This is a genomic window from Aromatoleum sp. (genome assembly GCF_036675785.1).
In the GTDB taxonomy this organism is placed as follows: Bacteria; Pseudomonadota; Gammaproteobacteria; order Burkholderiales; family Rhodocyclaceae; genus Aromatoleum.
The window spans coordinates 94622-107194 of sequence record NZ_JAKFEF010000061.1 but is presented as its reverse complement, the minus strand read 5'-3'; the positions used below and the strand labels follow the sequence as shown (position 1 = coordinate 107194).

The 12573-nt window shown below is 69.1% G+C and carries 10 protein-coding genes; 6 read left to right on the top strand and 4 right to left on the bottom strand.

Translation table 11 applies throughout. From position 1 onward, the window contains the following. The 5 genes from dusB to hemF all read left to right on the top strand — a co-directional run. Nucleotides 1-957: tRNA dihydrouridine synthase DusB (dusB, locus tag V6M37_RS12825; protein ID WP_332673845.1), on the top strand; the 957-nt coding region annotated here is incomplete at its 5' end. After that, a complete protein-coding gene (locus V6M37_RS12820) occupies nucleotides 954-1190 on the top strand; it encodes a helix-turn-helix domain-containing protein (RefSeq protein WP_312656642.1) in 237 nt (78 codons plus the stop codon). The genes dusB and V6M37_RS12820, both read left to right, overlap by 4 nt. 60 nt (nucleotides 1191-1250) lie before the next feature. Further along, on the top strand, nucleotides 1251-2843 hold the full coding sequence (gene purH, locus V6M37_RS12815; protein WP_332673843.1) for a bifunctional phosphoribosylaminoimidazolecarboxamide formyltransferase/IMP cyclohydrolase: 1593 nt from the start codon (nucleotides 1251-1253) through the stop codon (nucleotides 2841-2843). A gap of 16 nt (nucleotides 2844-2859) precedes the next feature. Further along, nucleotides 2860-4137: a phosphoribosylamine--glycine ligase gene (gene purD / locus V6M37_RS12810; RefSeq protein WP_332673842.1), complete on the top strand. Its 1278-nt coding sequence runs from the start codon at nucleotides 2860-2862 to the stop codon at nucleotides 4135-4137. Nucleotides 4138-4140: 3 nt separating this feature from the next. Then, nucleotides 4141-5088, top strand: coding sequence for an oxygen-dependent coproporphyrinogen oxidase (gene hemF, locus V6M37_RS12805; RefSeq protein WP_332673839.1), 948 nt, complete (start codon nucleotides 4141-4143; stop codon nucleotides 5086-5088). A gap of 205 nt (nucleotides 5089-5293) precedes the next feature. Here the strand turns inward: hemF and V6M37_RS12800 are convergent, their stop codons facing one another. Genes V6M37_RS12800 through hemC form a run of 4 tightly spaced genes read right to left on the bottom strand, consistent with a single transcriptional unit; the run spans nucleotide 5294 to nucleotide 9610 of the window. Continuing rightward, on the bottom strand, nucleotides 5294-6469 hold the full coding sequence (locus V6M37_RS12800) for a heme biosynthesis HemY N-terminal domain-containing protein (RefSeq protein WP_332673837.1): 1176 nt from the start codon (nucleotides 6467-6469) through the stop codon (nucleotides 5294-5296). 11 nt (nucleotides 6470-6480) lie between these two features. Further along, nucleotides 6481-7839 carry a uroporphyrinogen-III C-methyltransferase gene (locus V6M37_RS12795; protein WP_332673836.1) on the bottom strand — a complete coding sequence of 453 codons (1359 nt, stop codon included), beginning with the start codon at nucleotides 7837-7839 and terminating at the stop codon, nucleotides 6481-6483. 22 nt (nucleotides 7840-7861) lie between these two features. Beyond that, entirely contained in the window at nucleotides 7862-8629 is a 768-nt protein-coding gene (locus V6M37_RS12790; protein WP_332673834.1) for a uroporphyrinogen-III synthase, read from the bottom strand. A gap of 36 nt (nucleotides 8630-8665) precedes the next feature. Next, on the bottom strand, nucleotides 8666-9610 hold the full coding sequence (hemC, locus tag V6M37_RS12785) for a hydroxymethylbilane synthase (RefSeq protein ID WP_332673832.1): 945 nt from the start codon (nucleotides 9608-9610) through the stop codon (nucleotides 8666-8668). A gap of 206 nt (nucleotides 9611-9816) precedes the next feature. Here hemC and ppc point away from each other — a divergent pair, with 206 nt between their 5' ends. After that, nucleotides 9817-12564 (top strand): phosphoenolpyruvate carboxylase, encoded by a 2748-nt coding sequence (ppc, locus tag V6M37_RS12780; RefSeq protein ID WP_332673831.1) that lies wholly within the window; start codon nucleotides 9817-9819, stop codon nucleotides 12562-12564. Nucleotides 12565-12573 lie beyond the last annotated feature (9 nt).

Here is a 12573-nt window from a genome sequence, read left to right as displayed (position 1 = left end):
CGGCCGTTCCGGCAGCTGTGCAAGAAGCTCGGCGCCGGCGTCGCCGTGTCCGAGATGGTCACGTCGAACTCGCTCCTCTACGGCAGCGCGAAGACGCGCCGGCGCGCGAACCACGAGGGCGAAGTCGACCCGATCTCGGTGCAGATCGCCGGCGCGGAGCCGAAGATGATGGCCGACGCGGCCCGCTACAACGCCGACAGCGGCGCGCAGATCATCGACATCAACATGGGCTGCCCGGCGAAGAAGGTCTGCAACGTAATGGCGGGCTCCGCGCTGATGCAGGACGAGGCGCTCGTCGCGCGCATCCTCGAGGCGGTTGTCGCCGCGGTGCCCGACACGCCCGTGACGCTGAAATTCCGCACCGGCTGGAACCGCGAGAATCGCAACGCGCCGACGATCGCCCGCATCGCCGAAGCCTCGGGCATCCGCGCGATCGCGATCCACGGCCGTACCCGCGCCGACCAATACGTGGGCGAAGCCGAATACGACACGATCGCGCGCGTGAAGTCGCTGGTGAACATCCCGGTGATCGCCAACGGCGACATCGCCTCGCCCGAAAAGGCGAAGCACGTGCTCGACTACACCGGCGCCGACGGCGTGATGATCGGACGCGCGGCGCAGGGCCGGCCGTGGATCTTCCGCGAGATCGAACATTTCCTCGCGACCGGCGAGCTGCTTCCGCCGCCCCTCGTGACCGAGATCCTCGCCGTCTGCCGCGAGCATCTGGCGGACCTGTACGCGTTCTACGGCGAGGAAACCGGCGTCAAGATCGCGCGCAAGCACATCTCCTGGTACACCAAGGGCCTCGTCGGCTCGGCCGCTTTCCGCCGCGCGATGAACCAGCTCTCCGATGTGCGCGAACAACTCGACGCGGTCGAGGAATTCTTCGGCCGCCTCGCGGAGCAGGACGCGCGCCTGCTCTACGAAGAAGACATTGCGCAGGAACTCGCAGCATGACCCGCCCGAACGAGATCGCCGAGTCGATCCGCCGCACTCTCGACCAGTATTTCCGCGATCTGGACGGCGAAAAGCCGGCCGCGATCTACGAGATGGTGATCCGCAACGTCGAGCGCCCGATGCTCGAATTCGTCCTCAACCAGGCCAACGGAAACCAGACCGTCGCCGCGGAGATGCTGGGCATCAACCGCAACACGCTGCGCCGGAAACTGACCGAATACGAACTGCTATAACGCCGACGGCCGCGATTGCGCCGCCGTCACGCTTTCCGATCTTCCTTTGCGACCCTCACGATGAAAGTCTCCCAAGCCCTGATCAGCGTCTCCGACAAACACGGTGTCCTCGAATTCGCGCAGGCGCTCGACGCCCTCGGCGTCAAGCTGCTGTCCACCGGCGGTACCGCAGCGATCCTGCGCGAAGCGGGCCTCGCCGTCACCGACGTCTCGGAGCACACCGGCTTTCCGGAGATGCTCGACGGCCGGGTGAAGACGCTGCATCCGAAAGTCCACGGAGGCATCCTCGCGCGCCGCGACCTCGCGGAGCACATGGAGACGATCGCCGCGCACGACATTTCGCGCATCGACCTCGTCGTCGTGAACCTCTATCCGTTCGCCGCGACCGTTGCGAAGCCCGGCTGCACGCTCGAGGACGCGATCGAGAACATCGACATCGGCGGCCCGACGATGGTGCGCGCGGCCGCGAAGAACCACGGCAACGAAGCCGGCGGCGTCGGCATCGTGACCGACCCCGCCGACTACGCGTCGATCATCGCCGAGCTGAAGGCGAACGACGGCGCGCTGAGCTACCGCACCCGCTTCGCGCTCGCGGTGAAAGCCTTCACGCACACCGCGCGTTACGACGGAGCGATCTCGAACCACCTTACGTCGTTGACGTTCGCCGACAGCGGCGAAGTGGCCAAACAGGCGTACCCCGAGCGCTTCCAGCTCGCGTTCGACAAGGCCCAGGATCTGCGTTACGGCGAAAACCCGCATCAGTCGGCCGCGTTCTACCGCGAACCGGTCACGCCCGAAGGCGCGATCGCCGGCTATCGCCAGTTGCAGGGCAAGGAGCTGTCGTACAACAACATCGCCGACGCGGACGCGGCGTGGGAATGCGTCAAGGCGTTCGACCGCGACGCCGGCAGCGCCTGCGTGATCGTCAAGCACGCGAACCCGTGCGGCGTCGCGCTCGGCGAATCACCCGAGTCGGCATACCGCAAGGCCTTCTCAACCGACCCGACGTCGGCGTTCGGCGGCATCATCGCGTTCAACTGCGAAGTCGACCGTGTCGCCGCCGAAGCGGTCGCCGCCCAGTTCCTCGAAGTGCTGATCGCACCGTCCTACAGCGCGGAGGCGCTCGCGGTGCTCGCGGCGAAACAGAACGTCCGCGTGCTGACCTGTGCGCTCGGCAAGCCGGCCGGCGCGCTCGACTACAAGCGCGTCGGCGGCGGGCTGCTCGTGCAGAGCGCCGACGAAGCGCGTATCCAGCTCGTCGACCTCAAGGTCGTGACGAAGCGGGCGCCGACCGAACAGGAACTCTCCGACCTGCTGTTCGCGTGGCGCGTCGCGAAATACGTCAAGTCGAACGCGATCGTGTATTGCCGCGACGGCATGACCGTCGGCGTCGGCGCCGGCCAGATGAGCCGCGTCGACTCCGCGCGCATCGCGGCGATCAAGGCGGAGAATGCCGGCCTGACGGTCCGGGGCTCGGCCGTCGCGTCGGACGCGTTCTTCCCGTTCCGCGACGGCCTCGATGTGCTCGCGCAAGCGGGTGCGACCGCGGTGATCCAGCCGGGCGGCTCGATGCGCGACGCGGAAGTCATCGCTGCGGCGGACGAACAGGGCATCGCGATGGTCTTCACCGGCTTCCGCCACTTCCGTCACTAATCGGGGCTCGCGCATCATGAAAGTTCTCGTCATCGGCTCCGGCGGTCGCGAACATGCGCTGGCATGGAAGCTCGCGCAATCGCCGAAAGTCACCCGCGTGCTCGTCGCACCCGGCAACGCCGGCACCGCACGCGAGCCGCTGCTCGAGAACGTCGCGGCCACGGCGGTTCCCGACCTCGTCGCGCTCGCGCGCAGCGAGCAGGTGCAGTTCACCGTCGTCGGCCCCGAGGCGCCCCTCGCCGCCGGCGTCGTCGACGCGTTCCGCGCGGCCGGCCTGCCGATCTTCGGCCCGACGAAGGGCGCCGCACAGCTCGAAAGCTCGAAGGACTTCGCGAAGCGCTTCCTCGTCCGCCACGGCATCCCGACGGCGAAGTACCAGACTTTCTCCGACGCCGCGGCAGCGCATGCGTACATCGAGACCGAAGGCGCCCCGATCGTCATCAAGGCCGACGGCCTCGCCGCCGGCAAGGGCGTCGTCGTCGCGACGACGCTCGACGAGGCGCACGCGGCGATCGACATGATGCTCACCGACAACCGCATGGGCGACGCCGGCGCGCGCGTCGTCATCGAGGAGTTCATGGCCGGCGAGGAAGCGAGCTTCATCGTCATGGCCGACGGCAGGAACGCGCTCGCGCTCGCGACGAGCCAGGATCACAAGCGCCTGAAGGACAAGGACGAAGGCCCCAACACCGGCGGCATGGGCGCGTACTCCCCGGCCCCGGTCGTGACGCCCGAAGTCCACGCCCGCGTGATGCGCGAGATCATCCTGCCGGCGCTCGCCGGCATGAGCGCCGACGGCCTGCCGTACACCGGTTTCCTGTACGCCGGCCTGATGATCGACGGCGCCGGGCAGCCGCGCGTCGTCGAGTTCAACTGCCGCATGGGCGACCCCGAAACGCAGCCGATCATGATGCGGCTGAAGACCGATCTGTCGGATCTGATCGAAGCGGCGATCGCCGGACGGCTCGATCAGGTCGAGGCAGAATGGGACCGGCGGGTCGCGCTCGGCGTCGTGCTCGCGGCCGAAGGCTATCCGGAGGCGCCGCGCAAAGGTGCGCCAGTCTCCGGACTGCCGGCGAACGCGGCCGAAGACGTCCACGTGTTCCATGCAGGCACGGCCGAACGGGATGGCAACGTCGTCACCGCGGGGGGGCGGGTGCTGTGCGTCACTGCGCTCGGCGACAATGTGCGCAGCGCGCAGAAACGGGCCTATGACGTCGTCGACACCATCCTGTTCGAGGGGCGTCAGTACCGCCGCGACATCGGCCATCGCGCGATCGCGCGCAAGGGCTGAACGATGTCCGCCGCGGACGGCCGCGTCGTCCGGCAGTATCTGCTCGACCTCCAGACGCGGATCGTCTCGGCACTCGAACGTTTCGACGGCGACTGCTTCCGCGAAGACGCCTGGAACCGCCCGGCCGGCGGCGGCGGCATCACGCGCGTGATCGAGGACGGGCGCTTCTTCGAACGCGGTGGCGTCAACTTCTCGCATGTGACCGGTGCGGGCATGCCGGCGTCGGCGACCGCGCACCGGCCCGAACTCGCCGGGCGGCGGTTCGAGGCGATGGGCGTCTCGCTGGTGCTTCACCCGCGCAATCCGTACTGCCCGACAGTGCACATGAACGTGCGCTTCTTCATCGCGATGCCGGCCGATGGTGCGGACGCCGGCGCCGGTGCCGGCGCCGTCCCGATCTGGTGGTTCGGCGGCGGCATGGATCTGACGCCGTACTATCCGTTCGACGAAGACGTGCGCTTTTTCCATCGCGCCTGCAGGACCGCGGTCCTGCCCTACGGCGGACAAACCGAATACCGGCGTCTGAAGGATTGGTGCGACCGCTATTTCTTCCTGAAACACCGCAACGAGCCTCGCGGTGTCGGCGGTCTGTTCTTCGACGACCTCGGCGCGGACGGCAAGACGTCGTTCGACGACGGGTTCGGACTCGTGCGCAACGTCGGCGATACCTTTCTCGACGCGTACCTGCCGATCGCCGAACGCCGGCGCGATCTGCCGTACGGCGAGCGCGAGCGCGATTTCCAGGCGTATCGCCGCGGACGTTATGTCGAATTCAACCTCGTGTTCGACCGCGGCACTCTCTTCGGGCTGCAATCGGGCGGTCGCACCGAGTCGATCCTGATGTCGCTGCCGCCGGTCGTCAAATGGCGCTACGACTGGCGGCCCGAGCCCGGAAGCGCCGAGGCGCGGTTGTATGACGAGTTCCTGACGCCGCGCGACTGGGCCGACTGACCGGGCGCTCCGGTTCGCTGCGCTGCGCCTCGTTGCGGCCGCGGCATTCTCGTCGCCCGACTTTCGTCGCGCCGATCACCGCGCGTGGGTGGTCCCGCAAGCCGCCGCCCGGATCCACCCGCGCCGAGAGCGAATCAGAGCGCTTTCATTCCGCGGTTGGAAACTGCGCCCGCGACGGAAAAGTCGTGCGGGTTTCTGTGCCCACTCAGCGCGCCGAGAGTTCGGCCGCGGCGCGGTAATGCAGTTGCGCCTCTTCGGGGCGATCGAGCCGTTCGAACAACCCGGCGAGCGCCAAATGGGTTTCGATCGTCGGTGCGATATTGACCGACGCTTCCAGATAGCTCTGCGCCTTGCCCCAGAGCTGCGCCGCGATACACAGCCGGCCGAGCGCGTAGAGCAGGCCGCCGTCCTTCGGCTGCTTGCGCAGCCAGCCTTCGGCGCGGGCAAGACAGGCGACAGCGTCCCCATCCGCGCAATGCGCATACAGTCGCGCGAGCGCACCGTCCCACTCCGCGTCGAGCAGGCGTTCGAGCGTCTTGCGCGCGACGGCGCCCTGACCGCTCCCGGCGAGATACGGAACCGCCTTCTCGATCATTTGCCGGTCGTTCAACTCCGCGGCCGGAATGCTCTTCCAGTACGCGGCGAGCGCGTCGCCGTCGCCGGCGAGCTCACGCATGCGTTCGAGATGCGCGCGCCGGACCAGCGGCTGCATCTGTTCGTCCGTCAGAGCCTTGTGCTTGCGCAACTGACGCGCGAGCCGCAGCACTTCGTCCCAGCGCCCGAGCGCCGACGCGGCCTGCAGCGACAGGCGCAACACCGCGATGTGCCGATGGCCGGATTCCTTCAGGCTGTCGAGCTTCTCGGCCGCTTCCGGGAAGCGGCGCGCATCGATCGCGAGCTCGGCTTCCGTCATCAGCCGCGCGACCCGCGCCTCTTCCTCCTGCTCCGCGGCGCGCCCGATCCAGATCCGGAAACGCGTGTCGTCGTGCAACGCGTGCGCGGCGCGCGCCGCGACGATCGCCGCCATCGCCCGGTTCTCGCCGCTGTCGAATGCGTTGCCGGCGCGCTTCACCGCCTGGGCAAAGCGCCCCTCGAACAGCGCCTGCAGGCTCTCGCGGAACGCCCTGCCCGCCTTGTCCTTGCGCCGCCGCTCGCGGAAGACGCCGACGCGGCCGGGCAATGCGACGGTTTTGCCGATGAGCCTGAGCACGACGTAGCTGACGACGAAACCGATCAGCAGCGCGACGATTAGCAGGTTCAGCGAAAGCTGCGCCCGCCATGGCGGCAGCACGAGCAACACGTAGCCGGTATTGAGGCTCGCGAGCATCGCCACGCCGGCGGCGAGCGCGAATATTCCAATCAGCCAGAGCAGGGAACGCATGTTCGGCATCCTCAGCGCGACTCGGCGCCCGGCGGCGGCGCGGGCGACGGGCTCGAAGGCTGAGGCGACGAAGTGGCCGGCCGCGGCTGCTCCCGAGCCCCCTCCTGGTCAGCGCCACGCTTCGCGGACTCCGGCACACTACCTTCGCGAGTCTGGGCCGCGCTTCCCTTCGGGGTCGCGGGTGCCGAGGCATCCGGCGCGGTCGATTCGGCGCGGCCGTTTCGCGCCGTCCCTGCCCCGGCGGGCGGACGGCTGGCGCTGTTGCGGGCCTGCAGCAGACGCAGCGCAGCGAAACTTTCGGTGGGTGAAGGTTGCTCCACCTTGATCGGCATCGCCTGCAGCGCGGCGAGTTCGGCCAGGACGTCCTGCACCACGTTGTCGCGGGTGTCGAAAAACCGCTCGATCCACCCGCGCGCCTGCGCCAGATCCCCCGTGTAGGTCCGCCCGTCGCGTGCGAGCAGCGCGAGCCGCGCGGTCAGGAGGCGGATCTTGAGGTTCTCCCGGAGGTAGGTGCTCTGCGCCGGAGCGAGCAATACGGGGTCCGACTGGTCGAGCCGCTCGACGCGCACCAGCGTCCGGATCTCGTTCCACAGTTCGCGCCCGAGCGCAGTCAGGTACTCGATGACCGGCCGCTCGCCGGACGGAGCTGCCGCCGAATCCTCGGCGGCGGCGGGCTTGCGTTCGTTCAACTGCCCCGCGAAGGCGAGCGGCAGGCTGTCGACGCGTTCGAGCAGCAACTCGAGCCGCAACGCGATCCCGGGCACATCGACCTGCGGCGTCGCGCTCAGGCGCTCGATGTCACGCGCGAGCGCGCGCCGCAACGACTGCAGCTGCCCGCGGTCCTGCGTCGCGAGCCGCGCTTCCGCGCCTTGCAACGCGATCAGCGCCGCCTCGAAGTTGCCCGCGAGCTGCAGCTGCTGAGCCGCGATATTGATCGCCTGCTCCGCCTCGGCGAGGACGCGGTCTTCGCTCGTGCGGGAAAATTCCTGGTAAAGATGTTCGAGCGTCGCCGCCTGCCCTTCGGCCGCCGCGGCGTGCGCTTCGAGCGCGCCGATCTTGCCCTGCAGCCCGGCGATCGTTTCCTGCTGCTGGCGCGACAGGCCGCGGGCTTCAGCCAGCGCGGCATCACTCGCGGCGAGCCGCGCGGCGACCTCGTCGCGCGTCTCTGCGACGTTCGAGCGCAACTCAAACACCTGCCAGGCAACGAATCCGGCAGCCACAATCGCGATCAGCGCGACGGCCGCGCCCCATCCTCCGCGTCGCCGCGCCGGGGCCGACGCCGAGTCGCCGGCGGCCGCCGGCGCAGCGCCGTTGCCGGACGGCGGAAGAGGGTTGGCAGCGGAGGTAACAGCGGGATTTTCTTCTTTCATGCCGTGAGTTTAACCGAGGTCGCTAGAAATGAGACTCGAGCGCTTGCATCAGGCCTTCGTCACCGGGCGGCGTTTCGACGACCCGCAGGAACCCCGCCGCCCGCGCGTGCGCGGCGATGCGCGGGTGCGGGGCAAAGATCGGGACCGATCGCAGCGCGTCCATGCCCCCGGCGCCGACCATCGCGACGAGGCTGCCGACGCCTTCACTGCTCGTCAGCGTGATCGCATCGAGACCGCCGCGGCGCGCGAGGTCGAGCAGCGGTGCCGGGTCGTCCGCGGGACGGAAACGGCGGTAGCAAGTGACGTACTCAACCCGCGCACCGCGCTCGCGCAAGGTCTCGCCGAGCAGGTCGCGGCCGCCGTCACCACGAAAAATAACGACGCGCCTGCCGTCCACGGCCTCCGGCCGGAACTCCGGAAGGTCCAGGACGGCTTCGCTGTCGAAGCCGGCTGCGGGCGCGACGACGGCGGTGAAGCCGAATTCGGCGAGCGCGCGCTCGCTGCCCTTGCCGACGGTCGCGACGACCGCGCGGGCGGGCCAGCTGCGCCGGGCGAGGATCGCCGTCAGCGCATGGTGGACGGCATTGGGGCTGACGAAAAACGCGAGGTCGACGTCGTCGAGACGGTCGGCGATCGCGTCCAGCGCCGTCGTGTCATCGATGGGCGCGATGCCGAGGACCGGAAAGCGGACCGCGACACCGCCTCGCGCCGCGATCGCGTCGCACAGACTGCCCGCCTGGGCGGCCGGACGGGTCACGACGATATGACGGCCGGAAAGTCCGCTCCGCATTTCGGTCGGGATGCGTCGCTGTCGGCTGCGGCGCTTTCAGCCGAGCTGCGCGAGGATCTGCTCGGCACCCTGTCCGCGCAGGTCGTCGGCGAGCGCGAGGCCGAGCGACTCGGCGTCGGCCGGAGCGCCCTCGCGCTCCGCGCGCACCATGCGGCTACCGTCGGGCAGCGCGACGAAACCGCGCAGCCACAGCTTCCCGCCGCGGATCTCGGCATACGCGCCGAGCGGCACTTCGCAGCTGCCGGCGAGCGCGCGGGAGACCGCCCGTTCGGCGCGCACGCAGGCCGACGTGTCCGTGTCGTTCAGCGGCGCCAGCCACGCAGCGACATCGGCGCGGCTCGCGAGGCATTCGATCCCGAGTGCCCCCTGCCCGGCAGCCGGCAGCGATATCTCGGACGGCAGCTCGGCGCGGATGCGGTCGGCGAGCCCGAGCCGCTTCAGACCGGCGGCGGCGAGAATGATTGCGTCGTACTGCCCCTCGTCGAGCTTGCGCAACCGGGTGTCGAGGTTGCCGCGCAGGCTCGTGACCGCCAGGAACGGGTACTGCGCATGCAGTTGCGACTCGCGCCGCAGCGACGAGGTGCCGACGACCGCGCCCGGCGGCATGTCCGCGAGGCTCGCGTAGCGCGGCGACACGAACGCGTCGAGCGGCACTTCGCGCGCCGAGATGCACGGCAGCGCGAACGGCTCGGACAGCTGCATCGGCACGTCCTTCATCGAATGCACGGCGATATCGGCGCGGCCGTCGAGCAGCGCGGCTTCCAGCTCCTTGACGAACAGGCCCTTGCCCCCGACCTTCGCGAGCGGACGGTCGAGGATCTGGTCGCCGCGCGTCGTCATGCCGAGCAGTTCGACACGGCAGCCGGGATACAGCGATTCGAGGCGAGCCTTGACGTGCTCGGCCTGCCACAGCGCGAGGCGGCTCTCGCGCGTAGCGATGACAATGCGTTCGGGGGCGGAAAAGGCGGAGGTAGCGCTCACGGTAGACAGGCTCGTCACGGACAAGGGATAGGCGTCGCTCGCAGCAGCGTTCTACCGCATCGCAACATCAGGGTTCGTGCCAATGGCAGGCGAACCGGCCGGCATTCTAGCATGGGACGAAATCCGGCCTTCTCCGCGCGGCCGCGCCCGCGCGCCCGGGCCTTCATCGCAGCGGGCCACCGCATCGCAACCATTGGACGGGAAACATGACGCAAGACAAGGACGCGCCGCTGCGCGAAGACATCCGGCTCCTCGGGCGCGTGCTCGGCGACACCGTTCGCGACCAGCAGGGCAAAGCGGCGTACGACCTGATCGAGCGCATCCGCCAGACCTCGGTGCGCTTCCGGCGTGACGACGACCGTACGGCGCGCGCCGAGCTCGAAGGCATCCTCGACGCACTGTCGCGCGAGCAGACGATCCAGGTCGTGCGCGCGTTCAGCTATTTCTCGCATCTGTCGAACATCGCCGAGGACCAGCATCACATCCGCCGCAGCCGGGCCCACCTCATTGCCGGTTCGCCACCGCGCGAAGGCTCGCTCGCGCTGGCGCTCGACCGGGCGCTCGCCGCTGCCCGCACTCCGGCCGAACTCGCGGAGTTTTTAGACACGGCGGTGATCTCGCCGGTGCTGACCGCGCATCCGACCGAGGTGCAGCGCAAGAGCATCCTCAACTGCCAGGCGGACATCGCGCGCCTGCTCGACGAACGCGACCGCATGACGCTGACGCCGGAGGAGCAGCGCGAAAGTCTGGAAGCGCTGCGGCGCGCCGTGCTGACCCTGTGGCAAACACGCATGTTGCGGTCGGCGAAACTGTCGGTCCTCGACGAGGTCGCGAACGGGCTGTCGTATTTCAACGCGACCTTCCTGCGCGAGCTGCCGCGGCTCTATTCGAACCTCGAGGACCAGCTTGCGAGCCGCGACGGGGGACTCGGCACACTGGAGCTGCCCGCCTTCCTGAAAGTCGGCAGCTGGATCGGCGGTGACCGCGACGGCAATCCGTTCGTGACCGCCGACGTGCTCGAACGCGCGTTCGCGATGCAGGCCGGGGCTGCGCTCGGCTTCTACCTCGACGAGTTGCACGCGCTCGGCGCGCAACTGTCGCTCGCGACCGGCCTCGTCACGACGTCGGACGCGCTGCTCGTCCTCGCCGCGCGCTCGCCGGACCACTCGCCGCACCGCAACGACGAGCCGTATCGCCGAGCGATTGCGGGCGTCTACGCCCGCCTCGCGGCGACGCACCGGACCCTCCTTGGCGACGAACCGCCGCGGCACCCCGTCGCGCCGGCCGAACCGTACACCGCGGTCGGGGAGTTCACCGAGGACCTCGACATCCTCCACCGCTCGCTCGTCGCCAATGGCTCGGCCGCCCTCGCGCGCGGTCGCCTGCGCCTGCTGCGCCGCGCGGCGCGCGTGTTCGGCTTTCACCTCGCGCCGATCGACCTGCGCCAGAACTCGGACGTGCACGAGCGCGTCGTCGCCGAACTGCTCGCGACCGCGAACCCGGCGATCGACTATGCCGCGCTCGACGAGGACGCGCGCATCGCGCTACTGCTCGAAGAACTCGCGACGGCGCGCCCGCTCGCGTCGCCGCACGTGCGTTATTCGGACGAGACCGAAGGCGAACTGGCGATCTTCCGTGCTGCCCGCGCCGCGCACCGTCGCTTCGGTCCGGCGGCGATCGCGAACTGCATCATCTCGAAGACCGACGGCGTGTCGGATCTGCTCGAACTCGCGCTGCTGCTCAAGGAAGCCGGCCTGCTGCGTCCGCGCGAGCGCGCGCTCGACGTGAATATCGTCCCGCTGTTCGAAACGATCGAGGATCTCGAGAACGCGCCGGCGGTGATGGACCGGCTCTTTTCGCTGCCGGGCTACGGGGATCTGCTCGCGTCGCGCGAGCGCACGCAGGAGGTCATGCTCGGTTATTCGGACAGCAACAAGGACGGCGGCTTCCTGACCTCGGGGTGGGCGTTGTACAAGGCGGAGATCGGCCTCGTCGACGTGTTCGCGCACCACGACGTGCGCCTGCGCTTGTTCCACGGTCGCGGCGGCTCGGTCGGCCGCGGCGGCGGACCGAGCTACCAGGCGATCCTCGCGCAGCCCGGCGGCGCGGTGCAGGGCCAGATCCGCCTCACCGAGCAGGGCGAAGTCATCGCGGCGAAATACGGCAACCCGGAAGTCGGCCGCCGCAACCTCGAAGTGATCGTCGCGGCGACGCTCGAAGCGAGCCTGCTTTCGGATCGCGCTCCCGCGCCGCGCACCGAATTCCTCGACACGATGCAGGCGCTGTCGGATGCCGCGTTCGAGGCGTACCGCGGGCTCGTCTATGAGACCGAAGGCTTCGAGCGTTACTTCTGGGAATCGACGGTGATCTCCGAGATCGCCGAACTGAACATCGGCTCGCGCCCCGCGTCGCGCAAGAAAGGCCGGCGAATCGAGGACCTGCGCGCGATCCCGTGGGTGTTCAGCTGGTCGCAGTGCCGGCTGATGCTGCCGGGCTGGTTCGGCTTCGGCAGCGCGGTGAAGGCCTGGCTCGGCGCGCATCCCGACGACGGCCTCGCGCGCCTGCAGGCGATGCACGACGAATGGTCGTTCTTCGCGACGCTGCTGTCGAACATCGACATGGTGCTCGCGAAGAGTGACCTCGCGATCGCGTCGCGCTACGCCGCGCTGGTCGGCGACCCCGTGCTGCGCGACACGATCTTCGACAGGATCCGCAGCGAATGGCAGGACACCGTCGACGCCGTGCTCGCGATCACGCGCCAGAAGGAACTTCTCGACGGCAACCCGCTGTTGAAGCGTTCGATCCGCAACCGCTTCCCGTACCTCGACCCGCTGAACCACGTGCAGATCGAACTGCTGCGCCGCCACCGCGAAACGCACGACGACGAGCGCATCCGGCTCGGCATCCTGATCTCGATCAACGGCATCGCCGCCGGCCTGAGGAACAGCGGTTAGCGCCCGCCC